Raw genomic sequence first — 25,435 nt, 5'->3', positions numbered from 1 at the left:
ACGCAAAAGGACCAGTGCGCGCACCAGTCCTTTGTTTCAAAGCCCACATGGGCGATTATGGGATCAGCCTGCGCAGCGCTTTGCGGCGTCATCAACTGCGGCGGTGTAGCCAGACAGGCTGAAGGTGTCTTTGGTGATCGTGCCGCGTGATGAGCGGGCCGTAAGCGTTGCAGTTGCGCCGCGCTTCATGGCTGTCACGATCTTAGCGTCATCCTCGGGTGTTGCGGGCCACGCCCACTCGCCGTCAGTGAACAGATCAAATGAAGCAGAACCGATCTCCATGGAAACAGTCGATCCGTTTGCGAAAGGATAACCGCCCGTGAAGGTCAGCTGGTTTTTTACAGACGCGCCGGGGCGGAAGAATGTGAACAACAAGATGTCACCGCGGCGCACCGCAACGACGCGGCCATCTTTGGTGTTTACTGTTTCTTTAGGGGCCGAGACTGCCCAACATTCAGTCGGGTTGCTTTCAACAAAGACGCTCCAGTCCGTTTTGGCCGCCACTTGGTTACTCGATTCCTGCGCAAAACTCGCTGTAACCGAAAGGGCCAGTACCGCGCATGCAGTCGTCAATTTCGAAATCATGTTCACAGCCTCCAAGCTGTTCTGCCTGTGGATCCACCGCTGCGGCCCAGATTTTTCTTGGGTCATCGCAATTGGCGGGTTTTCAACTCGATGGTGCAACATTAGCCTGAAACCAGCCAATGGGAAAACCCCTTGCGCCCAGCATTTACGCGGAAAACCGCCCCAAAAAGGTCTTAACTGATGGCTCCTCACCCCATGATCGCGCTTTGGCGCAACGATTTGCTCGAAAGCCTGCACACGGGGCATGCGGTGGTTTGCGACGAAAAAGGCGATATCGTGCAGGCATGGGGCGATCCGGATGCGGTGATATTCCCGCGTTCTTCATGCAAAATGATCCAAGCACTTCCGCTTTTGGAAAGCGGTGCAGCGGATCATCTGACCACTGAACAACGCGCACTTTTATGTGCCAGCCACAATGGTGCGGCCATCCATGTGGAGCGTGTTCAGGCATGGCTGTCCGAAATGGATTTGGGCGATGAAGATTTGCGTTGCGGCCAACAACACCCCGCCGACAAACCAGAGGCCGCGCGCCTGATCAAAACAGATGCAAGCCCGTGCCAAGTGCACAACAATTGCTCTGGTAAACACGCGGGGTTCTTGCTGTTGAATAAACATCTGCGCGGGGATGCGGATTACGAGTTGCTTGATCATCCTGTGCAGCAGGCTTGCAAAGGTGCGTTTGAAGAAGTGACGGAAGTTGCCTCCCCTACTTTTGGGATCGATGGGTGCTCTGCGCCTAACTTTGCCACCACGATGCACGGTCTTGCGCGCGGCATGGCGACATTTGCATCTGCGACCGAAGGCAATAGCCGTGGTCGCGCTATAGTCTCGCTGCGCGAGGCGATGGCTCTGCATCCCGAATTAATCGCGGGTAAGGGGCGCGCCTGTACTGAATTGATGCGCGCCATGGGCGGCAAAGTAATGATTAAAACGGGTGCAGAAGGCGTGTTTATTGCCATTATCCCCGAGGCCAAGATGGGCATTGCAGTGAAAGCAACCTGTGGCACAACCCGCGCCGCAGAGGCGATGATAGCGACCTTACTTATCCACCTTGGTCACCTTGATCCCGCACATCCTGCTGCGCTGCGCCGTATCGGGGGTGACATTACGAACTGGCGTGGCACCAAAACAGGTGAGTTGCGCACAGTTGACGGGTTCCCCATTTAATAGTGGCGCTGAAAATTCATCAATGACTGGCAAACTGACCGATGCGCGAAAGCCTCGCCATGTCAGACGCGGTGATAGGGGCTGCCTGCCAAAATTGATGCGGCGCGGTAAAGTTGTTCGCACAGCATCACCCGTGCCAGCATATGGGGCCAAACCATCGCGCCAAAGCTAAGCTTTGTTTCAGCACTTGCGTGCATTTCGGGCAGCAACCCATCGGCACCGCCGATGATAAAGGCAATGTCTTGCGCTCCTTGATCGCGCCAGCCCGATAGCTTTTCGGCAAACTGGGGCGAGCTCATCACTTTGCCGCGCTCATCCAGAACACAGCACATGGCCCCTTTGGGCAACGCACGCGACAGCAACTCATGCTCGGCCTGTTGACCGGCACCTTTTGCATCGACTTCGGTGATGGTGATCGGTCCAAGCCCCATGTTGCGCCCTGTTTTGTCAAAGCGGTCAACATAGTCTTGGATCATGTCGCGTTCAGGGCCAGCACGCAGCCGGCCCACAACGCATAGATGCACGCGCGTCATCGGGCGGTGCTATTCGGCGGATGGATCGTGTGTGGACGGACCTGTTGGCATGCCGCGTTCTGCTTGTTCTTCTGGGCTAAGCCACATCTTTTCAAGCTGGTAGAACTCGCGCACTTCGGGGCGGAACACATGCACAATGATGTCACCAGTGTCGACCAACACCCAATCGCCTGCGCTTTTGCCTTCCAGCTTGGCGTTGCGACGGTGAGCAGCTTTTACGTCGGTCACAAGGTTCTGCGCGATCGCAGCAACCTGACGGCTTGAACGCCCCGAGCAGATGATCATGTAATCACCCATCTCAGACATGCCGCGCAGATCAATTTGCACAACGTCTTCGGCCTTCATGTCATCGAGGGATTTAAGGATAGTCACCAGCAGCGCATCGCTTTTGGCGGTATCGGGTTTAGTGCTCATCGGGGCACCTGCACCTGCGGCACCCGTATGGGCCGCATCTGTAGAAAGAGACAGAACATTGTCCTCCTTTATACGCGTCGCCAAAGCCCCGACGCTGGGCCTGCTATCAGAGTAGCATCGGGCCTGCTAAATCTCAATAATCAGGATGTAAACACAAACGTGACGGTCTGTCGCCTAGTCAAGCGCATTGGTGCTTAACTGTGACCCTTCTATCATCTTTACCTCCCTTTGCGGGAACGGAATAGAGATATCATTGGCTTTGAAGGTGTCCCACAGGGCCAAAAAGACTTGTCTGCGCACGTTTGTCAGCCCGCCTGTGGGGTCTTAGATCCAAAACCGCAGGATATAATCAACGGACGAATCCCCAAAACCAACAATATGACAGACCGGTGCACGCGGGCTGCTAAGGACGCGGTCCACGCTCTTGGCAGCTTCAATCGCAAGGGTGCGGACGTTGTGAGGGTCATCGTGATAGGCGGTGCCAAAATAAATATCGAGACGCACATAATCATTTGAGTAAGACCAGTTCACCACTTGGCCGGTGATCAGATCCTCATTCGGGATGAGGTATTCCTTGCCGTTGCGTGTCATGACGCTGACGTACCGCGCGCCAAGGCTGTTGATCCAGCCAAATGTGTCGCCAAGGCTAATCACATCGCATGGTTTGATGGACTTATCCAGCAAGATGATCACGCCGGACACAAGGTTCGAGACTACTCTTTGAAGCCCAAAGCCAGGCCCCACACCAATGGCACCAGATAGCACTGCGAGCCCGGTCAGATCAATTCCAACTGCCCGCATCCCAATGAAAAACGCCGCACCGTACAGGGCAACCTGCGTGGCCTTTACCACCAACACCCGCATTGAGGGCGACATTTCCTCGTTGCTGTTTACCCGCGTTGTGGTCGTTCGGGTTAGAAAGCGCGCGCCAACAAAAAGCAGCGCCAACAGGGTCAGACCCTGCAAAATCTGCCAGACGCTGATGGTGCTTTCGCCAAGGCCAATGCGCGCGCTTTCCAGCATCTGTTGGATCTCGCTATCCAGCCCGACGATGCGCAAAGTGATCCACGTCCAAGCCGCCCAATTCACCACGCGCCGCAAGAGGTTGTTGTTAATAAGCCGTGTGGCAAACGCCACGATCAGCCAAGCCGTGGCAAGGTTGGCAACAATAACCAACAGGTAATATTTTGATGGAAAGCGGTAGAGATCCTGCATGATCGCCACAGCGCCGTAGGCAAGGGGCACAAACATGATGCCGCGCAGACGGTTCTGGATCACCAAAAACACCTTAATTGCCAATTGGGAATACCCTGCTTGCCGCGCACCCACGCCTGCATTCGGGGCTTAATCAGCCGCCGCAATACTTCGGCAATAATCAGCAGAACAACAACAACTGCGATCTGCACAAGACTTGAGGGGCGCAGCAGCCCTTGGGCGAAAATTTCGGCTTGGCGCAAAATGCCCGTCGCGGTGTCTGTTATGACTTCGATCGTTGCGGGTTGAAACGGGTCAGAGGCGGCAGTTGCCGTCTCGGGGCCTGGACCCCAATCGCTCCGTGTCTCACCAATATGTCCTGCCATGGGGGTGAGTTTGCGCCACGCATACAGATATCTCAAGCCTAACTTCTTGCGAGAAGGGCCGATTCTCTGTATCTGATCGCTATGGAACAACGATACATCATGGAAGATCGAGCCCGCCTGCGCGAACGCTTTTACGGCGCATCCATGACTGTGCTTGCGCGACTACACTAGGCGCCAGCCCTCAATTTTCTATCCACCTTCTATTCTTTACACATTTATTACGGGAGAGGACCAACATGTCCCCCAAAACACTTTACGATAAAATCTGGGATGCCCACGTGGCCCATGAAGCCGAAGACGGCACGTGCCTTTTGTACATCGATCGCCACTTGGTGCACGAAGTAACGTCACCCCAAGCGTTCGAAGGTCTGCGCATGACCGGCCGCACTGTGCGCGCACCGGAAAAGACAATCGCTGTTCCGGATCACAACGTGCCAACAACGCCGGGCCGCGATGATCCCAAAAACATGACCGAAGACAGCGCCATTCAAGTGGCCGCGTTGGACAGCAACGCCAAAGAATTCGGCATCCACTACTATCCCGTGTCTGACGTGCGCCAAGGTATCGTGCATATTGTCGGCCCCGAGCAAGGCTGGACCCTGCCGGGTATGACTGTTGTGTGCGGCGACAGCCACACGGCCACCCACGGCGCATTTGGTGCGCTGGCCCACGGCATCGGTACATCCGAGGTTGAGCACGTTCTGGCGACACAAACGTTGATCCAGAAAAAGTCAAAGAACCTTAAGGTTGAGATCACAGGCAAACTGCGCCCGGGCGTAACTGCAAAAGACATCACCCTGACTGTCATCGGCAAAACCGGTACGGCAGGTGGCACTGGCTACGTGATTGAGTATTGCGGCGAAGCGATCCGCGATCTGTCTATGGAAGGCCGCATGACGGTTTGCAACATGGCCATCGAAGGCGGTGCGCGTGCGGGTATCATAGCCCCTGATGAGAAAACATTCGAGTACTGCAAAGGTCGCCCCAACGCCCCAACAGGCGCTGACTGGGATGCCGCGGTTGCGTGGTGGAAAACGCTTTATTCCGACGATGACGCGCATTGGGACATGGTTGTGACCATCGCAGCAGAAGACATCGCACCGGTTGTCACATGGGGCACATCCCCCGAAGACGTGCTGCCAATCACCGCAGATGTTCCAGCGGCGGCTGATTTCCAAGGCGGCAAAGTTGATGCAGCGCAACGCTCGCTTGATTACATGGGCCTGACCTCAGGAACACCGCTGACTGACGTTGAGATTGACACAGTCTTCATCGGGTCATGCACCAACGGCCGTATCGAAGATTTACGCGCAGCGGCGGAAATCCTCAAAGGCAAAAAGATCAAAGACGGTATGCGCGCAATGGTCGTGCCCGGTTCCGGCCTTGTGCGTGCACAAGCCGAAGAAGAAGGCCTTGCGGACATCTTCAAAGAAGCCGGTTTCGAATGGCGCCTTGCGGGCTGTTCTATGTGCCTTGCGATGAACCCCGACCAACTCGCCCCCGGCGAGCGCTGTGCGGCAACGTCCAACCGTAACTTCGAAGGCCGTCAGGGTCGCGGTGGTCGTACGCACTTGATGTCACCTGCCATGGCGGCGGCGGCTGCTGTAACCGGCAAGCTGACTGACGTTCGGGATTTTAGCTAAGTCTTTCGCCCGCTGCTCGCCGCAAAATGCGCAGCAGCGTGCCACATAAATTTCTGTCTCACGAAGGAGACCATTATGGATAAATTCGAAACCCTTACAGGGATCGCCGCGCCGCTTCCTTTGATCAATATCGACACTGATATGATCATCCCGAAGCAATTTTTGAAAACTATCAAACGTTCGGGCCTTGGTGTGAACCTGTTCGACGAGATGCGTTATGATGACGGTGGCGCGGAAATCCCGACGTTCGTTCTGAACCAAGATGCCTACCGGAACGCCGAGATTTTGGTCGCTGGCGATAACTTTGGCTGCGGCTCTTCGCGCGAGCACGCGCCGTGGGCGCTGAAAGACTTCGGTGTGAAGTCTGTTATCTCAACCAGCTTTGCAGACATCTTCTTCAACAACTGCTTCAAGAACGGCATCCTGCCAATCGTGCTGCCCCAAGAGGCGGTTGATGTGTTGATGAAAGACGCGGAGAAAGGCTCGAACGCGCGCATGATCATCGATCTCGAAGCGCAAACCGTCACGTCGTCCGACGGCGAAGCGTTCTCTTTCGAAGTTGATGCGTTCAAAAAGCACTGCCTGATGAACGGTCTTGATGACATTGGCCTGACCATGGAAAAGGCCGCCTCCATCGACACATTCGAGGCCGAGCTGTCCAAAAGCCGTCCTTGGGTCTAACGCCCTTAGGCTTTCAGATTATGCGCCCATCCAGTGGTTTCTGGGTGGGCGTTTTTCGTTTTGGGCCGCGGGTTTGGGCAAGTTTGCGTAAATAGCTGACCGTTGCTGTTCATCTTGGCTTAACGGACTTGTGCCTCCTTTTTTGCCTCTCGCAACATCTTGTGCCTTGTTTTTACGGATTTCCAAACGTGGTGCAAACCCGCACTACTTCCTTCCTAAAGTAGTATCAAAATCAGACATCACAGATGCAAAACAGTTGTTTGGATTTTTGAATATGGGCATATCTTGATCATTAACTAGATGCCCAAGCGCAGGTTTTCGAGCAAAAGGGCGCGTAAATAAGCGTGTGTATACTTGGTTTATGCATAACGAGTTTGAGGTTTTGGTGATGTTTTCCCGTTTTGCTGGCGCAGCTATTCGCGCCTTTTGTGTCATCCTGCTTATCGCGTTGCCATCAGTGATGTTGCCCGCAACCATCGCTGGTGGGTTGGAAATTGTATCCTTCATCGCCATCGCTGCCGCCATTCTGACGTTCATCGAATATAAATCGGACTATCCCTCGCTTATTGAGTTCCGCTTTGCACCGCCTTTTAATCGGATTCGTTTCGGTTCTCTGTTTTTTACCGTTTTGGTTCTGTCGATTATTTGTAGTGGGAAGTACGACGCCACGCCCGTAACCGAATTTACCGCCGCCATCGGCCAGCGGATTGGCGCATCGATTGATTTTCCGTTCTCGCCCGTGCGTCTGGTGGTGGGCATGCTTCCTGTGGACAGCCCCGCCGAGATTGTCACTGCCGTGCGCACCGCCGCAGGCATCAGCTATCTGACCTCGCTGCTATCGCTGGCGGTATTTTTGGCCGCGCTTCGTTTGTCCCGTTGGCCGAGTAATTCGGGCACGTTCAACGTGTGGATTAACCTGCCTATGTTCGATCCAACCGCCGGTGGTGATGTGGTGCGCCGCCTCAACAAGGATGCGCGTTTTAACATTATGTTAGTGTTTCTGCTGCCATTCATCATCCCTGTGGTGGTTCAGCTTGCGGCTGATTTCTTTGGCCCGATGGCAATGACCAATCCGCAGACCTTGATATGGACGATGGCAGCGTGGGCATTTTTACCGGCATCTTTGTTTATGCGTGGCATCGCGACGAGCCGTGTGGCCGATATGATCGCCGACCAACGCCGCCGCACCTATGCCGCAGAAGTCGCCGAGGCGGACGACTTTCTGGTGGCCTAGGCCTCAGCGGCTTTGCGAAACCAATCCTGACGGCGCTTTGTATCTGGGTAACAGTTTGCGCGAGCTTGGCGATGTCTCAGACCCTGCGCGTTGCAACCTATCAAACAGAACTTCAGGCCCGTGGTCCCGCGCTTTTGCTCCGCGATATCAAACGCGAAACTGATGAAGTCATGGCCCGCGTCGCGCTGATCAAACAGGCAAATCCGGATGTTTTGATCTTGCAGGGCATTGATTGGGATTATGACGCCCGCGCGCTTACCGCGCTGAACGCCCATCTTGGTTTTGATCATATGTTTACCAGCTTGCCTAACGCGGGCATGGCTACGGGGCTTGATATGGACGGCGACAGTAAGCTGTGCCAACCCCGCGACGCCCAAGGGGACGGACGCTTTGCGGGCCACGGCGGTGTTGCAGTGCTTTCAAAACGCCCGATCGCTGGGCCAGTGATCGATCTGTCTGATCTGTTATGGCGCGACTTGCCTGATGCTGATTTGCCAACTTACCCCGATGGCGCCCCTTTTCCGTCTGCGCGCGCCCAAGCGGCGCAACGGCTGTCATCTCAAGTGCATTGGATCGTGCCGTTTGATGGCTTTACCCTAGCTACTTTTGAGGCAACGCCACCCATTTTTGATGGGGACGAAGACCGCAACGGCAAACGCAACGCAGATGAGATCCGCCTTTGGGCGCATCTATTGGATGGTCGCCTTGATACCGCCTTGGCCGAGCGTGGTGCGCCAAGCGGGTCCGCAAGCATGTCTCAGCCCTTCATTCTTGCGGGGCTCTTTAATCTTGATCCGGCGCAGGACCCACTGATGGGGCAAATGTTTGCGCGCGCTGATCTGCAGGATGCAGCACCAACCGGCCACACAGCTGAATTTCGAAACGCCTACCGCCTACGGCTTAGTTATGTTCTGGCCTCGCCCGATATTACACCGCGCAGCAGCGGTGTTTTATGGCCGCCTGCTGGCATGGGGCGGCACGGTTTGGTCTGGGCGGACGTTACCCTGAGGCCCTGATTTCTTGACCATTGGGGGCGAACGGGCTACCCGCTAAGCAACCAATTTTAAGAAGGACTTGTTGCAATGGCGAACCCCTCCCTTTTGATCCTGCCCGGTGACGGCATTGGCCCCGAAGTCATGGCCGAGGTTGAGCGCGTTATCGCGTGGTTCGGCGATAAGCGCGACCTGTCGTTTGACGTTGAAACCGACCTTGTCGGTGGCGCGGCTTATGATGCTCACGGCACGCCTTTGCACGATGACACGATGGCCAAAGCACATGCCGCGGACGCCGTTTTGCTCGGTGCCGTTGGTGGCCCTGCCTATGATGATCTGGACTTCTCCGTGAAGCCCGAGCGCGGCCTGCTGCGCCTGCGCAAAGAGATGGATCTGTTCTCAAACCTGCGCCCGGCACAGTGTTTTGACGCATTGGCTGACTTCTCAAGCCTGAAGCGTGACATCGTATCTGGCCTCGACATCATGATCGTTCGTGAGCTGACATCAGGTTCATACTTCGGCGAGCCACGGGGCATCTTCGAAGAAGACGGCCAACGCGTAGGCATCAACACCCAGCGCTACACCGAAGCCGAGATTGACCGCGTTGCGCGCTCTGCGTTTGAGTTGGCTATGCGCCGTAACAAACGCGTTTGCTCTATGGAAAAAGCGAACGTGATGGAAAGTGGCATTTTGTGGCGTGAAGTCGTGACCAAAGTGCACGCTGAGTACCCCGAAGTTGGGTTAAGCCATATGTACGCAGACAATGGCGCAATGCAGTTGGTCCGCGCGCCTAAGCAGTTTGACGTGATCCTGACAGACAACCTGTTTGGTGATATTTTGTCTGACTGTGCTGCAATGCTGACTGGCTCGCTTGGCATGCTGCCTTCTGCATCTCTTGGGGCAATTGGCGAAAACGGTCGCCCCAAAGCGCTCTATGAGCCGGTACATGGTTCCGCACCTGACATCACAGGCCAAAGCAAAGCGAACCCAATCGCGTGTATTTTGTCCTTCGCGATGGCGCTGCGCTATTCGTTTGACCAAGGCGCTGAGGCTGCTCGCCTTGAAGCAGCGGTTGAAAAAGTGCTGGCCGATGGTGCGCGTACAGGTGATCTGATGGGCCCAGACGGTGGCACCCCAATCAGCACCATCCAGATGGGCGACGTTATCTTAGCCGCTTTGGACGCGTCCCTTTAAGGGCACGCTTCACAACAATTCACAGCGCCCGCCCTGATGCATCTTGTCACAGGGCGGGCGTTTGTTTTAGCCATGACTGAAACCAGTCAGGCCGCTTTTATGTCCAACAATACATCTGCCGCGCTTTATGCCCTTTTGGGTTTTGCTATTTTCTCGACCCATGATGTGATCGTGAAAGTACTGGGCGTAAGCTATCAGCCTTTCCAGATTTTGTTTTTCAGCGGGCTATTCGGCTTTCCGATGGTCATGATGATGCTGATGCGCGATCAGACCGAAGCCAACCTTATTCCGCGTCACCCATGGTGGACCGCCCTGCGCACGCTTGCCGCAGTCGCCACAGGCATCAGCGTGTTCTACGCCTTCTCTGTGCTGCCGTTGACCCAGACCTACGCCATTATTTTCGCAAGTCCGCTGATCATTACCGTGCTGTCTATTCCGATCTTGGGCGAGACTGTCGGCTGGCGGCGCTGGGTTGCGGTTGCGCTGGGCCTAAGCGGTGTTTTGGTGGTGCTGCGCCCGGGGGGGACCGAGCTGGGTCTTGGCCATGCCGCTGCGTTGACGGGTGCGTTTGGCGGGGCGCTGGCCTCCGTGATCGTGCGCAAAATTGGTAAGGACGAACGTACGATTGTTTTGATGTTGTACCCCATGATGGCCAACTTTGTGTTGATGGGCGTGGCCCTGCCGTTTGTCTATGTTCCCATGACCCTTCCTGATTTGGTCGGTACGCTCGCCATGTCTATCCTTGTGAACCTTGCGGGGCTTTGCATGATTGTGGCCTACAAAAAGGGGGACGCGGCAATCGTCGCGCCGATGCAGTATAGCCAAATCATTTGGGCGACCATTTTTGGCGTGCTGCTCTTTTCGGAATTCCCTGACGCGATGACCCTACTTGGTGCAGCGATCATCATTGCCAGTGGTTTGATGATTGTGTTCCGCGAGGGCACAAAAGACGCCTCTGAAACGACGCCGGTTCTGCGCACCCGTTCACGGTTTGAAACAGGTACGGCCGCCCGTCTTAGCCCCACGTTGCGCAAACGTGGGATTATCGATCAGAAGTGATTTCTGTTTGAAAGGCGGGTCGCAACAGGCTCGATGATCTAGCGATAGATCAGTACGGCGCCCACAGTCAAAAAGCCAAGCCCGACAAACTGCGATAGGCCGAGATAGCTGGGGGCGACCCCAAACATGCCGATCCGCGCGATCACAACTGCGCCGATCATCTGTCCGATGATTGCAGAGATCACCACGAAGAACACACCAATTTGCGGCACTGCCCATGTGAAGGCCCACACAAAGCATACCCCCAACAAACCACCGCTTAACAGATAAAGCGGCTGCACTTTGATTGCGGCAAGGCTGCCTTGTGCGCCGCCCGCAAACCACAAGATGATCAGCGCGACTAAGCCAACAGCAAATGAAATGGCTGAGCCAAGAACAAAGCTGCCGATGTTTTGTGAAAGTTTGGCGTTAAGTGGCCCTTGAAGGGCAACCATCACACCGACCACAAGCATTAGGCCGATGATCAAGAAAAAGCTGAGATCTTTGTCCATTTGGATGCCCCTTGTAAAACGTCCGTCAAATTCCGCCGTGATAAATCACCATCGCGTGGCAAATGACAGCCCTTAACGCGGTGTTGCGTTTGGATAGAAAGGCTGGGTGCCCGCAACGGTGAACGCTGCGATGGCGCTCTGTCCTCCATCTTGGGTTAACCAATCAGCAAAGCGTTGGGCCTCGGCCACTTTAACGTGGGGGTGGCGCGCGGGGTTTACCACGATCACGCCGTATTGGTTGAACATCGGGGGATCGCCCTCAACCAGCACGTCGTGGTCTGCTTTGTTGCCGAAGGCCAGCCACGTGGCGCGGTCGCTTAGCACATACGCCCCCATGGCGATGCCGGTGTTCAGGGTCGCGCCCATGCCGCTGCCCGTTTCGCGGTACCACGTGCCCGAGGCATCTGTTGGGTCAAGCGCGCCCCACATCCGCATCTCGGCTTTGTGGGTGCCGCTGTCGTCACCGCGGCTGGCAAAGGGTGCTTTTTGGGCGGCGATACGGGCCAGCGCCTTAGCCGCGCTGCGTGTTCCGCGAATGCCCGCAGGGTCGTCTTTTGGGCCGATCAGCACGAAATCATTATACATCACATCGCGGCGCGGCAGGCCGTAACCCGCATCCACAAAGGCCTGCTCTGCGGCTTTGGCGTGCACCAGCAAAACATCTCCGTCACCGTTTTGGGCATTGCGCAACGCCTGCCCTGTGCCAACGGCCACGACGCGGACTTCAATACCGGTTGCGGCCTCAAATACCGGTAAAATCGCATCAAACAGTCCAGAGTTTTGTGTGGATGTGGTGGATTGTACCACGATGAATTGCTCAGCTTTTGCGCCCGTCGGCATCACCGACACAGACAGTGCCAACGCAAAAATCAGACCTGCGCATTTAGTCCACATAAAGCTCTCCATCCAGCCACGCTTTCATGGGGCGTGATTGTGGTTCAGTCAAAAGGCGCGCTGCGGGACCGGCCTCGGCTAGGCGGCCGCTTTGCAGGAACGCCACATCTTGGGCAAGGCGTTTCGCCTGTCCTTGGTCGTGGGTGACCATCACCACCGTGGTGCCTTGGGTCTGCACATCTTGCACCAATGTTTCGACAGCCCGCGTCGCTGATGGATCAAGATTGGCTGTCGGCTCATCAAGCATCAGCATACGCGGCGCACCAATGGTGGCGCGCACAATCGCCAGCTTTTGTTGCTCACCACCGGACAAAAGCCGTGCGGGGCGTGTTGCCATATCCTGAAGGCCTGCCTTGGTCAGCAGCGCCTCTACTTGGGCGGCGCGCGCGTGGCGGGGCACGCCCTTCACCTTCAATGCAAAACGCAAATTACCCGCAACAGAGCGGCGCATCATCACGGGGCGCTGAAACACCATGGCTTGGGCCGCGCGGGCAGGGGCATCAAGGCTGCGCCCGTTCCAGATGACATCGCCAGATGTGGGCGCGATCAGCCCGTGGATCAACCGCAGCAACAGGCTTTTGCCCGCACCATTGGGCCCCAAAATTGTAGTGATGCGCCCCTCGCGCAGACGAAGCGAGACGTCATCCACAAAGCGCGTGCCATCGGCGCGGTAGGTAAGCCCGCGTGTTTCAAGAAGGGTGCCGCCGAAATCAGCGCGGATGATATTTGCGGGCTCACGCATAAGCAGCCCTCACAGAGGCAGAGCGCAGTGTCATCACGGCTGCATTCACCAGAAGTGCGATCAACAACAGCACAATCCCAAGGGCCAGCGCCAGCTCAAGATTGCCCTTGCTGGTTTCAAGCGCGATCGAGGTGGTCATGACGCGGGTGACGTGGTTGATGTTGCCACCCACAATCATAACTGCGCCCACTTCGGCCACCGCACGGCCAAAACCCGCAAGCGCCACAGGCACCAACGCCAGCCGCGCATCCCACATCAGCGCCCCAATGCGTGCCAGCCGTCCAACACCCATCGAGCGGAACTGCTCGCGGTATTCGCGGTGCATATCCGACGTCACTTGCACCGTTAGGGCCGCAACAATCGGCGTGATCAGAATGGTCTGCGCAATAATCATGGCAGCAGGGGTGTAAAGCAGGCCCAGCACCCCAAGCGGGCCACTTGCTGACAACAGCAGATACACTACCAACCCCACGACCACAGGCGGCAGGCCCATCAGCGCGTTCAGAAAGATGATAACGCCGCCGCGTCCGGCAAACTGTGTGCCGCCCACAACCGCGCCCAATGGCAGGCCAATCGCACAGGCAATGGCGGTCGCACTTAGGGTGACATAAAGCGACAGCCCCACAACACCGCGCAGCACCGGATCCCCTTGGGCGATCAGAGCAAAGGCGCGCAGCAGTATGTCGGCAAATGTTTCCATCCCTTGTCTCTACCAAACCTGCTGGGCTACTCCAAAGCTAAGAAACGCCATAAATCCGATAGGAGCCGACATGCTGCCCACTGCCTTGCCCCCGATCGACACACCAACGTCGCCCATTGGAAACGTGCCGCGTGGGGCGTGTGATGCGCATATTCATATGGTGGGCGATGATATGCCCTTGTGGGATGGCCGTGTTGAGGACCCCGCTGCCGGCAGTCTTGATGAGTATGTCACGCGCTACCGCCACCATATGGATGTGCTGGGCATGGAGCGTTGCGTGATCGTGCACTCCATTCTTTACGGGGCGAACAATGATGTGACCAAGGCTGCTGTTTCGGCGATGGGTGATGCGGCGCGGGGGATTGGGCTTGTCACGGATGCGGCGACTGAGGCGGATCTGGATGATCTGCGCGACGCGGGTATCGTGGGCGTGCGGCTGAACTATGTGCACGGCGGTGTGTTGTCGTGGGACGGCGTGAAGCGGATCGCGCCGATGCTTGCGGCGCGCGGGATGCACGTGCAGATGCTGATGAACACCCACAAACACATGCAAGAACTGGCGGACGATGTGCGCGCCATGCCAGTGCCCGTATGTTTTGACCACATCGGTTGGCCTGATCTAAGCCTTGGCACCCAGCAAGAAGGCTTTGAGACACTGCGCCAATTGGTGTCCGATGGGGCCTGTCACGTGAAGCTAAGCGCCCCTTACAGGTTTTGCGATGCGCCGTATGAAGCGGCTAGCAGCTTTATCGAAACACTGGCGCGCGCCAACCCTGACGCCTGCGTTTGGGGCAGCGATTGGCCCCACATTATGCTGGCGGATGCGAAACTGCCGGATGCGGGCGTCTTGTTGAACCACTTCATGGGGATCGTTACGGATGAGGATACCCGCCGCCGCATTTTGGTCGATACACCTGCACGGCTTTACGGCTTTTGACGCTCGCCCTCTTGGGGGGTCACATCATAGGGCGCGGCAAGGTCCCAGACATGATCGGGGATCATGTTCTTCATCTTTGCAGGCTCTTCGCGGCGCAGGTGCAGCACGGTTTCAACTGCTTTCATCTCAAGCCTCGCGCGGGCAAATTCGATGCCGCGCGGTCCGATACGGGGCATGAGCCAGCCCACAATCGGGCGCAACCAATTGGGCATTTTGCGCAGGGGAAGCCCGCCCGCCGCGCGCGCAGTATTGTCGCGAAAACCGGCCACGGCACCGGCGCGTTTGCCCTTATCGGCGGGGGCTGAAAGTTTGACCTCTGGGCGGATCGCCTCAAGGGCGCGGGCGCCACGATCATTGCGCACGATCACCCATTGCTCACCGGTGCCGCCCATGTAGCCCACGGTGATATCAGCCAGCGTGTTGGTGTAATCCACGCAGGTACGACAGGTCAGCGGAAAGAAGTCGGGCGATAAATCAGACAGCGGCAACTGCAGGAACGGAATGTTTTGCGAGCGGCCATCCTCAAAGCGCAGCTCAACGTGATAATCGGCGCGAAACTCAAGATATGTGATCGTCTCGGGTTTGTCGGACAGACGCGCCAGAAAGTCATGGAAATTGGCGGTGGTGGTGTTGTCGGAACACGGTGTTCCGATCACGGTGATGGCCTCAAAGCCAAGCTGTTCTTCGATGCGGCGCAGGGCATACACCTGACAGGGGATGCCGATCATCGCCAGCCGTTTAAGGCCCATTTCGGCGGCGGGTTCCAGCATCGCCAGCAGCGGCGCGTAGCCCATCCGCATCCCGCGGGCTTGGGCCATATCGGCCGCCTCAGTAATAATCGCGGGCACGGGTTTCCACGGATCATCAGCGTCCGGCACCATACAAATCACGCCGTCCACACTGCCGTCTTCCAGCATCTTTTCAGCCAGCCGCGTGGTCAGCCCTGTCCATTGCGCCCCCTCGCGCGCGGGGGTCAAAGCGGCACGGTACATGGCTTGGAACGGACCAAAGAAAACCTCGTCCCCCGTTGCGCGCCGTGTGCGCCCTTGCACGGCGGTTTCCATCGCGGGGTAGTCCGGTTTGATGAACTGGCACGCGGTGCCGCAGGACTTGGCGATCCCCATGCGCGAGACGCCGCAATCTGTGCAAAGGCCACGGGGTTCAGCAGGGCCGGCGGAGGGGGTCAGGACTGTCATGGTGTGATGTATGGCATAGGCGCGCTGCGCCGCAAAGTTGATTGCAGACTTGCGCGGCTGCCCGTTGCATGGCAGCGGTACGCCCGAGGATAATTTGAACCGGAGCACCCCCATGAAAGCTGGCATCGCCGCATTGATCTTTGCCTATGTGTTGTCGCAATTCTACCGCGCGTTTTTGGCGGTTCTGACAGGTGTTCTGGGCCGCGATATTGGCGCCACGCCTGATGACCTGGCGGCGGCTTCGGGCCTGTGGTTTTTGACATTTGCGGTGATGCAAATTCCCGTGGGCTGGGCGCTTGATACAATCGGGCCGCGCAAAACAGCGCCTGCGTTGTTGATGATCGGTGCGCTTGGGGCGGTGGTTTTTGCGATGGCCACCACGGTGCTGCACATCAAATTGGCGATGGTTTTGATTGGTATCGGGTGTTCAGCGGTGTTGATGGCGGGGTATTTCATCTTTGCTAAAATCTATGCACCGGCCGTGTTTGCCACCCTTGCGGGCGTGATGATCGGGATCGGGAGTTTGGGCAATTTGTTGTCAGCGGCACCAACAGCTTGGGCGGTTGAGGCCTTTGGCTGGCGCGCCACATTGGTGGGGCTTGCGGCACTTACGGCTGCCACGGCTGTGGTGATGTTTGCCCTGATCCGCGACCCTGCGCGTGAGGTGGACGCGCCCAAAGACGGCTCTGTTCTGACGCTTTTGCGGATGCCCGCGCTTTGGCTAATTTTCCCGCTGATGTTTGTGAATTATGCCGCCGCCGCAGGGATCAGGGGGCTTTGGATTGGGCCGTATTTCGATGATCTGCACGGCGCGCTTCCGGCGTTTATTGGTACAGCGGGCCTTGTAATGGGGCTTGCTATGGTGGCAGGCACATTCCTTTACGCACCGGCAGACCGCATTTTTGGCACGCGCAAATGGGTCATTATTATCGGCAACAGCATCGGTGTGCTGTGTCTGGCGTTTCTGGCGATTAATCCGGTGCCACAAATTTGGACTGCGGTGATCTTGCTTGCTGTGATTGGCATGGCCGGATCCGGATTTCCGGTGATTACCGCCCACGCACGCAGCTTTTTCCCGTCCCATCTGACGGGGCGCGGTGTGACGTTGTTGAACTTGTTCGGGATTGGCGGCGTTGGCATTTTTCAGATGCTCACAGGGCGCATCTACGACAGTTTTGGCGCGCAGGGTGCGTATCCGGTGATCTTTGGTTTGTTCGCTGTGACCATTACCATCGGGTTGGTGATTTACGCTTTTTCTGACGACCGCACGGATTAGGCCGGAACAGCACGCACACTGCATAGCGTCTTTGGTCACAACGGGACGGATGTGAGGAGGGGGGTATGCATCGCGCAGCGCCCCTGTTACATCGCGCCTAACCCCGACTGAGGACACATAAAGATGCTGGCGTATTACATAACGAATTTTCGCAACGATTGGTTTGGCAACATCCGCAATGATTTACTTGCGGGCCTTGTGGTGGCGCTTGCGCTGATCCCAGAGGCGATTGCGTTTTCGATCATTGCGGGCGTTGATCCCAAGGTCGGTCTTTATGCTTCGTTCAGCATTGCGGTAATTACCGCGATCACAGGCGGCCGCCCCGGTATGATCAGTGCTGCCACCGCCGCGACCGCTGTTTTGATGGTGACGTTGGTGCGTGATCACGGTCTGGAATATCTGTTGGCGACCACGGTTCTGGCGGGTCTGATCCAGATTGGTGCGGGTGTGCTGAAGCTGGGCAGTGTGATGCGCTTTGTTTCCAAATCCGTGATGACAGGTTTTGTAAATGCGCTGGCGATCCTTATTTTCCTTGCGCAATTGCCGGAACTGAACCCCGCCACAGGGGGTGTGAACACGCTAACCTATGTGATGACGGCGGCGGGTTTGGCGATTATTTATCTGTTCCCATACGTGACCACAGCCATTCCATCGCCGCTGGTGACGATTGTTGTGCTGACATCGCTTGCGATGTTCATGGGGCTTGATGTGCGTGTTGTGGGCGACATGGGCGAGTTGCCCGATACCCTTCCGATCTTCTTGTTGCCCGACATTCCGCTGACGTTTGAGACGCTGCAGATCATCTTCCCTGTGGCGCTTGCCATTGCGGTTGTGGGTCTGCTGGAAAGCTTGATGACTGCGTCCTTGGTTGATGATCTGACGGATACAAATTCTGACAAAAACATCGAATGTATCGGCCAAGGTTTGGCCAACACGGCCACTGGTTTCATCGGCGGCATGGCCGGTTGTGCGATGATTGGTCAGTCGATGATTAACGTGAAATCCGGTGGGCGCGGGCGTTTGTCATGCTTTGCAGCGGGTGTTTTCTTGCTGTTCTTGATTGTTGTGCTGGGCGATATCGTGAAGCAAATCCCGATGCCTGCCTTGGTGGCGATCATGATCATGGTGTCGATCGGCACGTTCAGCTGGTCCTCGCTGAAAGACCTGCGTGAGCACCCGATGTCATCGTCTATCGTGATGTTGGCCACTGTTGCGGTCACTGTCTATTCGCACAACTTGGCCATTGGTGTTCTGACGGGTGTGTTGTTGTCGGGCATTTTCTTTGCTGGCAAAATTGCGCAAATCTTTCGGGTGCGCAGTGTGTTGTCTGATGACGGGCGTCACCGCACCTACACTGTTGAGGGTCAGATTTTCTTTGCCTCGTCTGATCAGTTCACCAAGTCGTTTGATTTTGGCGAAGCGCTTGAGCGTGTTACGATTGATGTAAGCAACGCGCATATTTGGGATATTTCGTCTGTGGCGGCCTTTGATATGGTTGTGATGAAGTTCCGCCGTGACGGGGCCGAGGTGGATGTGATTGGCCTGAATGAGGCGTCAGAAACCATCGTTGATAAACTGGGTGTCGCTGACAAACCGGGCGCGCTTGAAGATATGATTGGACACTAACATGGCTGATACGTTGGAAAAGATTGTCGCGCTTGTTGATGGCTCTGAGTATTCGCACAGCGTGTGTGATCATGCGGCTTGGGTCGCTAGCAAAATTGGCGGCCATGTTGTTGTGGCGCATATTTTGGGACGTCGCGAAGCTAAGGCGGATCGTTCGGGTAACATTGGACTTGGCGCACGTACCAAGTTGATGGAGGACCTTGCGGCCCTTGATGAAGAACGCGCCAAACTGAACCAAGTGCGGGGCCGTGCCATTTTGGAAGATGCCGAGGCGCGCATCGCGGCTGCGGGCGTTTCGGTCAGCACGGTTTTGCGCCAAGGTGATCTGCTGGCTGAGCTTGCGACATTGGCGGCGGATGCTGAGTTGGTCGTGATCGGTAAGCGCGGCGAGGCGGCAGATTTTGCCAAGCTGCATCTTGGTTCCAACGTTGAGCGCGTCGTGCGTTCTTGCGAAAAGCCGATCCTTGTTACATCACGCGCGTTCAAGCCGGTTGAAAGCTTTGCGCTTGCGTTTGATGGGGGCGCGTCTTCGTTGAAAGCGGTGGATCATGTGGCGAACGCAAAGCTATTCCAAGGCTTGCCGGGCCAAGTTGTAACAGTTGGCACCCAAACCGCCGAGGCCAAGCAAAAGCTGGACGGTGCTGCGGCGCTGTTGTCCGGCGCGGGCCTTGAGGTCACTGCGTCTTTTGTGGACGGACAACCCGAGACAGCGATTGCCGGTCTGGTGGGCGATGACGGTGCGGATATGTTGGTGATGGGTGCTTATGGGCACAGCCGCGTGCGCAGTTTGATCATCGGCTCCACCACCACCGAAATGGTGCGTTCGGCCCATGTGCCGCTGTTGTTGTTCCGCTAAATCCTGACCGAGAAACGCCAATTGGCCCATGTCCCGTTTTGGGGCATCGGCTGTCGGTAGCGTTGCTGCGTCATCGCTCAATTATTATGTAAGGGAAGTGTCCGTTAAAGAAGGCGGCGCCGCCCAATATGCTGTGTCCTTGCGCGGTGGATTTTACCCCTCGCGCAGTCCATTGGACGACACGTCAGATCAGGTGGAAAGCCTGCTGCGTGTCAGTAGCTTGTGGGTGCATCAGCGTGTCAAACCAATGCGGGGACGTCCTTGCGCATAGGTTTATCCAAAACGTGTTAACCAAGTTTTAGGTCAAAGAGCGGTGAGGCGGGTTTTTAGCAACGCGCCGCACCGAATTTCTTGTAGGGATCAGCAGTTATGCTGCGGGTTTGCGACGGCGACGCGGCTTGCCGCCACCTGCACCACCACCGGGGCCGCCATTGCCGCCACCAGCACCACCAGATGGTTTGCCGAAGCGACGTGGCTTGCCGCCCGCCTTGGGAGCACCACCACCACCGCCGCCACCGCGACGACGGCCACCGCCGCCACCACCGCGCTTGGGGGGATCTTCTTCCATAGGCTCACGGCCACCCGCAACAGGAATGGTGAACTTCATGACTTTCTGGATCTGGCGTAGGTAGCCAATTTCTTGGGCTGAGACCAAAGCAATTGCTTCACCTTGCGCACCCGCACGTGCCGTACGGCCAATGCGGTGCACGTAGTTTTCGGCCACCTCGGGCAGCTCGAAGTTATAGACATAGCGCACATCCGGAATGTCGATGCCGCGTGCAGCAACGTCCGTTGCAACCAAGACAGTGGCTTCGGCTTTTTTGAAAGCATTCAGGGCGCGGTCGCGTTGGTTTTGCGATTTGTTGCCGTGGATCGACACTGCTTCATACCCTTGGGCGACCAAGAATTTCATCAGCTTTTCGCAGCCGTGTTTGGTGCGGCCAAAGACAATCGCTTGATCGCCTTTGTGCTCTGACAGCAGCTCAACCAGCTTGTCAGCTTTGTAGGCTTGGGGTTCGTACCAAAGCGATTGCTTGATTTTATCGGCGGCTTTGCCCGGTGCGCTGACCTGGATTTTCTTGGGGTTGTTCAGGAACGCGCCCGCAAGCTCTTCCATCTGTTTCGACATCGTGGCCGAGAACAACATGGTTTGACGCGGTGTGCCCAACAACGGTGCAATTTTGCGCAGCGCATGGATAAAGCCCATATCGAGCATCTGATCCGCTTCATCGAGTACCAGCATTTTGGCGCTGTCCAGATAAACGGCCTTGCGGTCAACAAGGTCCATCAAACGGCCCGGTGTCGCCACCAGAATATCTGTGCCCCGTTGCAGCAGGTTGATCTGTTTGTTGATCGATTGCCCACCAACGACCGAGTTCACTTTAAGCGGTGTGCCCGCCACATAGATTTTCAGGTTGTCGCAAATCTGGTTCACCAACTCGCGGGTTGGGGCCAGCACGAGGGCCTTGACTGTTTTGGGCATCGGCTTGCCGATTTGGTCCATCAGCAGTTCTGCCATCGGTAGGCCAAAAGCAGCAGTTTTGCCCGTACCCGTTTGGGCAAGGCCCATCACGTCGGTGCCTTGAAGCACAAGTGGAATAGCCTGCGCCTGAATTGGCGTGGCTTTATCAAAGCCGGCATCGGCAATGTTTTTCATAAGCTTGGGGTTAAGCCCTAGCATGGTAAAGTCGGTCACAAGATGACCCTTTCACAAAAGCGAAAACGCCCAGACCATATGGCCAAGGGGTGCAACGCACAGGGCGACGAATTGCTGATCTGGAGCCTCATGGCCCAGACCGAATGGCCGCGTCTGAACCCTGCGTGAGGGGATCATGGGGTAAGGCGTCAAAGGGGGGCTTTGCCCACCTGCTCACGCGGCAGGACTTTAACGGTTGGCCCGCATATGGGCGCTCAATGGTCACATGTCAACGATTATTGAGCCAGCGCACTTTCCATATGCTGCAATACAGAGTAAGGCCGCCAAGTCCTTTTTTTCTGGAGAAACAACAATGGGCTATAATATCGTCGTCGTTGGCGCCACTGGTAACGTGGGCCGTGAAATGTTGAACATTTTGGCGGAGCGTCAGTTCCCCGTAGCAAAGATTACCGTGCTTGCCAGCCGCAAGTCACTGGGCACGGAAGTAAGCTTTGGCGACAAAACCCTGAAGACCGAAGACCTGGACACCTTCGACTTCACGGGAAGCGACATTGCTCTGTTCGCTGTTGGCTCTGATGCCACCAAGCAATATGCGCCCAAAGCGGCTGCTGCAGGGTGTGTTGTTATCGATAACTCATCGCTTTACCGCTATGATCCGGACATCCCTTTGATCGTGCCGGAAGTGAACCCCCAAGCCGTGCACGGCTATGCAAAGAAGAACATCATCGCCAACCCCAACTGCTCAACCGCGCAGATGGTTGTGGCCCTTAAGCCGCTTCATGATCGCGCCAAGATCAAGCGCGTTGTGGTCAGCACGTACCAGTCGGTTTCTGGTGCAGGCAAAGGCGGCATTGATGAGCTGTGGGATCAGACCAAGTCGATCTACAACCCCACTGATGACAAGCCAGCACGGCAGTTTACCAAACAGATCGCCTTCAACGTGATCCCGCACATCGACAAGTTCCTTGATAGCGGCGACACCAAAGAAGAGTGGAAGATGGTTGCCGAGACTAAGAAGATTGTCGACAGCAGCATCAAAGTCACCGCGACTTGCGTCCGTGTGCCTGTGTTCGTTGGTCACTCTGAAGCGCTGAACATCGAGTTTGAAGACTTCCTTGATGAAGACGAAGCACGCGACATCCTGCGCGAAGCGCCGGGCATCATGGTGATCGATAAGCGCGAAGACGGCGGTTATGTCACACCGATCGAATGTGTGGGTGATTTCGCAACATTCATCAGCCGCGTGCGCCAAGATACAACTGTTGAGAACGGTCTGAACATGTGGTGCGTTTCTGACAACTTGCGCAAAGGTGCTGCGTTGAACGCGGTACAGATCGCCGAGTTGTTGGGCCGTGAGGTTCTGAAAAAGGGCTAAGCCGCTCTTCACGTTTGAAATGCAAAACGCGCGCCGCTTACATACATAGCGGCGCGCGTTTTCTTTTTTGCAGCGTTCTTTTGTAAGTGGCTTAGAAGCGCTCGGCGCGTAGCACGTCACAGTCGCTGACAGTGACAACGCCCATGTGGCGGTCGACCACTTTGAACGCAGCCGTCAGCAGGTCATCAAGACGTTCGGGGCGGATGATGCATACCACTTGGCGCATGCCAGAGCGGCCCAACTGACCATCCGCAGTCCACCCACCGGAGCGGCCAGAACCACCAAGTACGGGCAGGATCGAATAGCCCTGCACACCAGCGCCATCCAACGCGGCGGTCAAGCGGCGCTCCATTGGTTCTTCGATGATAATTGCAACGCGTTTTGCTTTGTGGGTTTCCATTAAGCTGCTCCAGAAAACATTGTGGCCAGTGCCAGATACAAGGGAATACCAACCGTAAGGTTGAAGGGGAATGTGACGCCAAGTGATAGCGTCAGGTAAATTGCCGGATCCGCCTCAGGCACCGCAACCCGCATGGCTGCAGGCACCGCGATGTAGCTGGCAGACGCGCAGAGCACCATCAACAAGACTATACCACCCAGTGACAGCCCAATTGCAGCACCCATCGCAAGGCCGATAACGCTTGAGGCCAGTGGCATCACGATGCCGAACGCAAGCAGGCCAAATGTGATCGTGCCTTTGGCTTGGCGCAAGCCGCGTCCCGCAACCAGACCCATGTCCAGCAAGAACAGGCACAGCACACCTTTGAACGGTGCCACGATAAACGGCCCAATTTCGTCCAGCCCTTTTTGACCTGTTGCCATGCCGATAAAGAATGAACCGACCAACAAAACGATTGAGCCGTTCAGCAAGATTTCGCGCCACAGGCCCGCGTCCATGCGTGCCCCGCCTGAGCCCCGTGAGATCAGCCAAAGAGCAGACAAGATCGCAGGTGCTTCCATAACGGCGGCAACCGCAACCATGTAGCCTTCTGATGTGATGCCGCTGCTTTCAAGCACGGAGGTGCCGGCCACAAAAGTCACGATGCTGATCGATCCATAGTGCCCCGCCACCGCAGCGGCGTTCACGGTGTCTAACTTGGTAAGCGTGCGCAATAGGGCGAATGCCAACAATGGTAGCAGGGCCGATAAAACCAATCCCGCCATAAGTGTCATGATGAGAGTTGAGTCTAGGCCATTTTTGGTGACCGCAACGCCGCCCTTAAAGCCGATAGCAAAAAGTAGATATATTGACAGGCCCTTGGCCACAGCTTCTGGGATGGTCAATTCTGATCGTGCGAGGGCTGCGAAAAGTCCGAGTGCGAATGACAGAATAATCGGTGACAACAGATTATTCAGCGCGAGCGAAAGTACATTTTCCATTTAAAGCCCTTCTGGTCCAACACGTGTAAAGCCTTGGCCCGGCACAAACGATTCCAGTCGCCCTTCAGCGATGTCCGTCCAAAGGCCGTGCAGGCTTAGCCCGCCTGCTTTCACAGCGTCAAGAACAAACGGAAAGCCCTGTAGGTTCTCAAGACTGATTTCAACGGCCTTCTTCTCGAGGGCCTCTTGGCGGGCATCTGCGTCCTCGATGTGTTTCACATCTTCATAGCCCGAGCGGATGATATCGAGCCATCTACCAAGGAAGCTGGTTTTTTCCTCAAGGGCGGGGGCGTTGCCGCTACACATTTGTTCACAGCCGGAAATGCCACCGCAATCGGAATGCCCGACCACAATCAGATGTGCCACTTTGAGATGTGTCACAGCGTATTCAACCGCCGCAGAAGTGCCGTGCGGATCGCCGTCTGGTTCGTACGGGGGCACAAGGTTGGCAATGTTGCGGTGGATGAAAAACTCACCAGGGTCTGCACCGAAAAGCGACGTGACCTGCACGCGACTGTCACAGCATGAGATCACCATCGCGCGTGGATGCTGCCCCACTTCGGCAAGGCGTCGGTGCCAGACTTCGTTGTCGGCATATATAGTCGCCTTCCAGCCAACGAAACGTTGGACAAGATATTGGGGTAGGGGTTTAGACAGGGGCATCAGGGTTCTCCGCTGCGATATTCTGGAACCGTGATACTTAAAATCTAAGACTTATTCGAGTTATATTTGCGTCTAGGTTTTCGGTGGTCGAAACGATTTGGATACCATTTGCTGGCAGTAACCTGAGTACTCAGGCGGGGGTGTGAGACGTAAATTAGGGTGAAATGGTGGAAAAGATAACAAGATTAGACATGCGCGATCGCGCAACCTTGGACCGTGACTGTTTGGCACAGCTTTATGCCGAGCTTGGGCAGCAAGGGGCCGAAGGGGTCGTGTGCCGCGCGCTTGAGGAATTGGCAGCCCGCGTGGCCCGTGCCCATCAGCACATGCTTGATGGTGAACATGCTGCATTGATGAAAACCGCCAAAAGCAACGTCAGCATCGCTGAGCAAATTGGCCTTCTTGAACTGTCTACGGCGTGCCTTGCTGTGGTTGACGCAGCGGGGGGCGGGGACGGTGTGGCGATTGTGGCCACAGTGACCCGAATGCAGCGCGTGGCCGAGGCATCATTATCCGCAGTCTGGGAAATGCAGGACGTGTCGTTCTGAAGGCGCTGCGCG

General features: G+C 56.3%; 26 protein-coding genes and 1 pseudogene. 14 read left to right on the top strand and 13 right to left on the bottom strand.

Annotated elements, in window-relative coordinates:
• Positions 1-63: 63 nt before the first annotated feature.
• Positions 64-585, bottom strand: a complete 522-nt coding sequence (locus NIG5292_RS05345; protein ID WP_048598782.1) for an invasion associated locus B family protein — start codon at positions 583-585, stop codon at positions 64-66.
• A gap of 177 nt (positions 586-762) precedes the next feature.
• Between NIG5292_RS05345 and NIG5292_RS05340 the strand changes: the two genes are divergently transcribed.
• Positions 763-1,752 carry an asparaginase gene (locus NIG5292_RS05340; protein WP_370726483.1) on the top strand — a complete coding sequence of 330 codons (990 nt, stop codon included), beginning with the start codon at positions 763-765 and terminating at the stop codon, positions 1,750-1,752.
• 62 nt (positions 1,753-1,814) lie between these two features.
• On the opposite strand, the gene rlmH is transcribed toward NIG5292_RS05340, so the two are convergent.
• From rlmH to NIG5292_RS05325, 3 genes and pseudogenes are all read right to left on the bottom strand, one after another.
• Positions 1,815-2,285 carry a 23S rRNA (pseudouridine(1915)-N(3))-methyltransferase RlmH gene (gene rlmH / locus NIG5292_RS05335; RefSeq protein ID WP_048598466.1) on the bottom strand — a complete coding sequence of 157 codons (471 nt, stop codon included), beginning with the start codon at positions 2,283-2,285 and terminating at the stop codon, positions 1,815-1,817.
• A gap of 9 nt (positions 2,286-2,294) precedes the next feature.
• On the bottom strand, positions 2,295-2,699 hold the full coding sequence (rsfS, locus tag NIG5292_RS05330; RefSeq protein WP_048598465.1) for a ribosome silencing factor: 405 nt from the start codon (positions 2,697-2,699) through the stop codon (positions 2,295-2,297).
• A gap of 174 nt (positions 2,700-2,873) precedes the next feature.
• Positions 2,874-4,279 (bottom strand): annotated as a pseudogene (locus NIG5292_RS05325) (mechanosensitive ion channel family protein).
• A gap of 236 nt (positions 4,280-4,515) precedes the next feature.
• Between NIG5292_RS05325 and leuC the strand changes: the two are divergent.
• The 6 genes from leuC to NIG5292_RS05295 all read left to right on the top strand — a co-directional run bounded on the left by leuC (position 4,516) and on the right by NIG5292_RS05295 (position 11,082).
• Complete coding sequence (gene leuC, locus NIG5292_RS05320) at positions 4,516-5,922, top strand: 3-isopropylmalate dehydratase large subunit (RefSeq protein ID WP_048598464.1); 1,407 nt, start codon at positions 4,516-4,518, stop codon at positions 5,920-5,922.
• A gap of 75 nt (positions 5,923-5,997) precedes the next feature.
• Positions 5,998-6,603, top strand: a complete 606-nt coding sequence (gene leuD, locus NIG5292_RS05315; RefSeq protein WP_048598463.1) for a 3-isopropylmalate dehydratase small subunit — start codon at positions 5,998-6,000, stop codon at positions 6,601-6,603.
• 388 nt (positions 6,604-6,991) lie between these two features.
• Complete coding sequence (locus tag NIG5292_RS05310) at positions 6,992-7,837, top strand: hypothetical protein (RefSeq protein WP_048598781.1); 846 nt, start codon at positions 6,992-6,994, stop codon at positions 7,835-7,837.
• A gap of 71 nt (positions 7,838-7,908) precedes the next feature.
• Positions 7,909-8,853, top strand: a complete 945-nt coding sequence (locus tag NIG5292_RS05305) for an endonuclease/exonuclease/phosphatase family protein (RefSeq protein WP_048598462.1) — start codon at positions 7,909-7,911, stop codon at positions 8,851-8,853.
• A gap of 66 nt (positions 8,854-8,919) precedes the next feature.
• Positions 8,920-10,023, top strand: a complete 1,104-nt coding sequence (gene leuB / locus NIG5292_RS05300) for a 3-isopropylmalate dehydrogenase (protein WP_048598461.1) — start codon at positions 8,920-8,922, stop codon at positions 10,021-10,023.
• A gap of 99 nt (positions 10,024-10,122) precedes the next feature.
• Positions 10,123-11,082: a DMT family transporter gene (locus NIG5292_RS05295; protein WP_048598780.1), complete on the top strand. Its 960-nt coding sequence runs from the start codon at positions 10,123-10,125 to the stop codon at positions 11,080-11,082.
• Between the two features lie 38 nt (positions 11,083-11,120).
• Here the strand turns inward: NIG5292_RS05295 and NIG5292_RS05290 are convergent, their stop codons facing one another.
• The 4 genes from NIG5292_RS05290 to NIG5292_RS05275 all read right to left on the bottom strand — a co-directional run bounded on the left by NIG5292_RS05290 (position 11,121) and on the right by NIG5292_RS05275 (position 13,909).
• A complete protein-coding gene (locus NIG5292_RS05290; protein WP_048598460.1) occupies positions 11,121-11,573 on the bottom strand; it encodes a DMT family transporter in 453 nt (150 codons plus the stop codon).
• 72 nt (positions 11,574-11,645) lie between these two features.
• Positions 11,646-12,467 carry an ABC transporter substrate-binding protein gene (locus NIG5292_RS05285; protein ID WP_053084840.1) on the bottom strand — a complete coding sequence of 274 codons (822 nt, stop codon included), beginning with the start codon at positions 12,465-12,467 and terminating at the stop codon, positions 11,646-11,648.
• Positions 12,457-13,209, bottom strand: coding sequence for an ATP-binding cassette domain-containing protein (locus NIG5292_RS05280; protein ID WP_082136633.1), 753 nt, complete (start codon positions 13,207-13,209; stop codon positions 12,457-12,459). The genes NIG5292_RS05285 and NIG5292_RS05280 overlap by 11 nt, the downstream gene beginning before the upstream one ends.
• Entirely contained in the window at positions 13,202-13,909 is a 708-nt protein-coding gene (locus NIG5292_RS05275) for an ABC transporter permease (protein ID WP_048598459.1), read from the bottom strand. The genes NIG5292_RS05280 and NIG5292_RS05275 overlap by 8 nt, the downstream gene beginning before the upstream one ends.
• Positions 13,910-13,979: 70 nt before the next feature.
• Here NIG5292_RS05275 and NIG5292_RS05270 point away from each other — a divergent pair, with 70 nt between their 5' ends.
• Positions 13,980-14,846 carry an amidohydrolase family protein gene (locus NIG5292_RS05270; RefSeq protein ID WP_048598458.1) on the top strand — a complete coding sequence of 289 codons (867 nt, stop codon included), beginning with the start codon at positions 13,980-13,982 and terminating at the stop codon, positions 14,844-14,846.
• Here NIG5292_RS05270 and NIG5292_RS05265 read toward each other — a convergent pair.
• Positions 14,834-16,042 carry a Coenzyme F420 hydrogenase/dehydrogenase, beta subunit C-terminal domain gene (locus NIG5292_RS05265; protein ID WP_048598777.1) on the bottom strand — a complete coding sequence of 403 codons (1,209 nt, stop codon included), beginning with the start codon at positions 16,040-16,042 and terminating at the stop codon, positions 14,834-14,836. The genes NIG5292_RS05270 and NIG5292_RS05265 overlap by 13 nt on opposite strands.
• A gap of 112 nt (positions 16,043-16,154) precedes the next feature.
• Between NIG5292_RS05265 and NIG5292_RS05260 the strand changes: the two genes are divergently transcribed.
• The 3 genes from NIG5292_RS05260 (at position 16,155) to NIG5292_RS05250 (ending at position 19,800) form a co-directional block, all read left to right on the top strand.
• A complete protein-coding gene (locus tag NIG5292_RS05260) occupies positions 16,155-17,318 on the top strand; it encodes an MFS transporter (protein WP_048598457.1) in 1,164 nt (387 codons plus the stop codon).
• A 123-nt stretch (positions 17,319-17,441) separates the two neighbouring features.
• A complete protein-coding gene (locus NIG5292_RS05255) occupies positions 17,442-18,944 on the top strand; it encodes a SulP family inorganic anion transporter (protein ID WP_048598456.1) in 1,503 nt (500 codons plus the stop codon).
• A gap of 1 nt (position 18,945) precedes the next feature.
• Positions 18,946-19,800 carry a universal stress protein gene (locus NIG5292_RS05250; RefSeq protein ID WP_048598455.1) on the top strand — a complete coding sequence of 285 codons (855 nt, stop codon included), beginning with the start codon at positions 18,946-18,948 and terminating at the stop codon, positions 19,798-19,800.
• A gap of 367 nt (positions 19,801-20,167) precedes the next feature.
• Here the strand turns inward: NIG5292_RS05250 and NIG5292_RS05240 are convergent, their stop codons facing one another.
• Positions 20,168-21,496, bottom strand: a complete 1,329-nt coding sequence (locus tag NIG5292_RS05240; protein WP_048598453.1) for a DEAD/DEAH box helicase — start codon at positions 21,494-21,496, stop codon at positions 20,168-20,170.
• Positions 21,497-21,499: 3 nt separating this feature from the next.
• Here NIG5292_RS05240 and NIG5292_RS15265 point away from each other — a divergent pair, with 3 nt between their 5' ends.
• Both NIG5292_RS15265 and NIG5292_RS05235 read left to right on the top strand, forming a co-directional pair.
• Positions 21,500-21,625 carry a hypothetical protein gene (locus tag NIG5292_RS15265; RefSeq protein ID WP_267884460.1) on the top strand — a complete coding sequence of 42 codons (126 nt, stop codon included), beginning with the start codon at positions 21,500-21,502 and terminating at the stop codon, positions 21,623-21,625.
• 184 nt (positions 21,626-21,809) lie between these two features.
• A complete protein-coding gene (locus NIG5292_RS05235; protein ID WP_048598452.1) occupies positions 21,810-22,832 on the top strand; it encodes an aspartate-semialdehyde dehydrogenase in 1,023 nt (340 codons plus the stop codon).
• Positions 22,833-22,923: 91 nt separating this feature from the next.
• On the opposite strand, the gene NIG5292_RS05230 is transcribed toward NIG5292_RS05235, so the two are convergent.
• Genes NIG5292_RS05230 through NIG5292_RS05220 form a run of 3 tightly spaced genes read right to left on the bottom strand, consistent with a single transcriptional unit; the run spans position 22,924 to position 24,875 of the window.
• Positions 22,924-23,232, bottom strand: a complete 309-nt coding sequence (locus tag NIG5292_RS05230) for a P-II family nitrogen regulator (protein WP_048598451.1) — start codon at positions 23,230-23,232, stop codon at positions 22,924-22,926.
• Positions 23,232-24,212 (bottom strand): sodium-dependent bicarbonate transport family permease, encoded by a 981-nt coding sequence (locus NIG5292_RS05225; protein ID WP_048598450.1) that lies wholly within the window; start codon positions 24,210-24,212, stop codon positions 23,232-23,234. The genes NIG5292_RS05230 and NIG5292_RS05225 overlap by 1 nt, the downstream gene beginning before the upstream one ends.
• A complete protein-coding gene (locus NIG5292_RS05220) occupies positions 24,213-24,875 on the bottom strand; it encodes a carbonic anhydrase (protein ID WP_048598449.1) in 663 nt (220 codons plus the stop codon).
• A 191-nt stretch (positions 24,876-25,066) separates the two neighbouring features.
• On the opposite strand from NIG5292_RS05220, the gene NIG5292_RS05215 reads away from it, so the two are divergent.
• Positions 25,067-25,423 carry a hypothetical protein gene (locus NIG5292_RS05215; protein ID WP_048598448.1) on the top strand — a complete coding sequence of 119 codons (357 nt, stop codon included), beginning with the start codon at positions 25,067-25,069 and terminating at the stop codon, positions 25,421-25,423.
• Positions 25,424-25,435 lie beyond the last annotated feature (12 nt).

It is taken from the genome of Nereida ignava (assembly GCF_001049735.1).
GTDB classification, from domain to species: Bacteria; Pseudomonadota; Alphaproteobacteria; order Rhodobacterales; family Rhodobacteraceae; genus Nereida; species Nereida ignava.
Note: the sequence above shows the minus strand (reverse complement) of the source record. Positions and strands in the feature narration are given on the sequence as shown.

Excerpts from the sequence above, each read along its gene's own strand:
- NIG5292_RS05345 (WP_048598782.1), bottom strand. The coding sequence starts at position 585 with ATGATTTCGAAATTGACGACTGCATGCGCGGTACTGGCCCTTTCGGTT.
- rlmH (WP_048598466.1), bottom strand. The coding sequence starts at position 2,285 with ATGACGCGCGTGCATCTATGCGTTGTGGGCCGGCTGCGTGCTGGCCCT.
- rsfS (WP_048598465.1), bottom strand. The coding sequence starts at position 2,699 with ATGAGCACTAAACCCGATACCGCCAAAAGCGATGCGCTGCTGGTGACT.
- leuC (WP_048598464.1), top strand. The coding sequence starts at position 4,516 with ATGTCCCCCAAAACACTTTACGATAAAATCTGGGATGCCCACGTGGCC.
- leuD (WP_048598463.1), top strand. The coding sequence starts at position 5,998 with ATGGATAAATTCGAAACCCTTACAGGGATCGCCGCGCCGCTTCCTTTG.
- NIG5292_RS05310 (WP_048598781.1), top strand. The coding sequence starts at position 6,992 with ATGTTTTCCCGTTTTGCTGGCGCAGCTATTCGCGCCTTTTGTGTCATC.
- NIG5292_RS05305 (WP_048598462.1), top strand. The coding sequence starts at position 7,909 with ATGTCTCAGACCCTGCGCGTTGCAACCTATCAAACAGAACTTCAGGCC.
- leuB (WP_048598461.1), top strand. The coding sequence starts at position 8,920 with ATGGCGAACCCCTCCCTTTTGATCCTGCCCGGTGACGGCATTGGCCCC.
- NIG5292_RS05295 (WP_048598780.1), top strand. The coding sequence starts at position 10,123 with ATGTCCAACAATACATCTGCCGCGCTTTATGCCCTTTTGGGTTTTGCT.
- NIG5292_RS05290 (WP_048598460.1), bottom strand. The coding sequence starts at position 11,573 with ATGGACAAAGATCTCAGCTTTTTCTTGATCATCGGCCTAATGCTTGTG.
- NIG5292_RS05285 (WP_053084840.1), bottom strand. The coding sequence starts at position 12,467 with ATGTGGACTAAATGCGCAGGTCTGATTTTTGCGTTGGCACTGTCTGTG.
- NIG5292_RS05280 (WP_082136633.1), bottom strand. The coding sequence starts at position 13,209 with ATGCGTGAGCCCGCAAATATCATCCGCGCTGATTTCGGCGGCACCCTT.
- NIG5292_RS05275 (WP_048598459.1), bottom strand. The coding sequence starts at position 13,909 with ATGGAAACATTTGCCGACATACTGCTGCGCGCCTTTGCTCTGATCGCC.
- NIG5292_RS05270 (WP_048598458.1), top strand. The coding sequence starts at position 13,980 with ATGCTGCCCACTGCCTTGCCCCCGATCGACACACCAACGTCGCCCATT.
- NIG5292_RS05265 (WP_048598777.1), bottom strand. The coding sequence starts at position 16,042 with ATGACAGTCCTGACCCCCTCCGCCGGCCCTGCTGAACCCCGTGGCCTT.
- NIG5292_RS05260 (WP_048598457.1), top strand. The coding sequence starts at position 16,155 with ATGAAAGCTGGCATCGCCGCATTGATCTTTGCCTATGTGTTGTCGCAA.
- NIG5292_RS05255 (WP_048598456.1), top strand. The coding sequence starts at position 17,442 with ATGCTGGCGTATTACATAACGAATTTTCGCAACGATTGGTTTGGCAAC.
- NIG5292_RS05250 (WP_048598455.1), top strand. The coding sequence starts at position 18,946 with ATGGCTGATACGTTGGAAAAGATTGTCGCGCTTGTTGATGGCTCTGAG.
- NIG5292_RS15265 (WP_267884460.1), top strand. The coding sequence starts at position 21,500 with ATGACCCTTTCACAAAAGCGAAAACGCCCAGACCATATGGCCAAGGGG.
- NIG5292_RS05235 (WP_048598452.1), top strand. The coding sequence starts at position 21,810 with ATGGGCTATAATATCGTCGTCGTTGGCGCCACTGGTAACGTGGGCCGT.
- NIG5292_RS05230 (WP_048598451.1), bottom strand. The coding sequence starts at position 23,232 with ATGGAAACCCACAAAGCAAAACGCGTTGCAATTATCATCGAAGAACCA.
- NIG5292_RS05225 (WP_048598450.1), bottom strand. The coding sequence starts at position 24,212 with ATGGAAAATGTACTTTCGCTCGCGCTGAATAATCTGTTGTCACCGATT.
- NIG5292_RS05220 (WP_048598449.1), bottom strand. The coding sequence starts at position 24,875 with ATGCCCCTGTCTAAACCCCTACCCCAATATCTTGTCCAACGTTTCGTT.
- NIG5292_RS05215 (WP_048598448.1), top strand. The coding sequence starts at position 25,067 with ATGCGCGATCGCGCAACCTTGGACCGTGACTGTTTGGCACAGCTTTAT.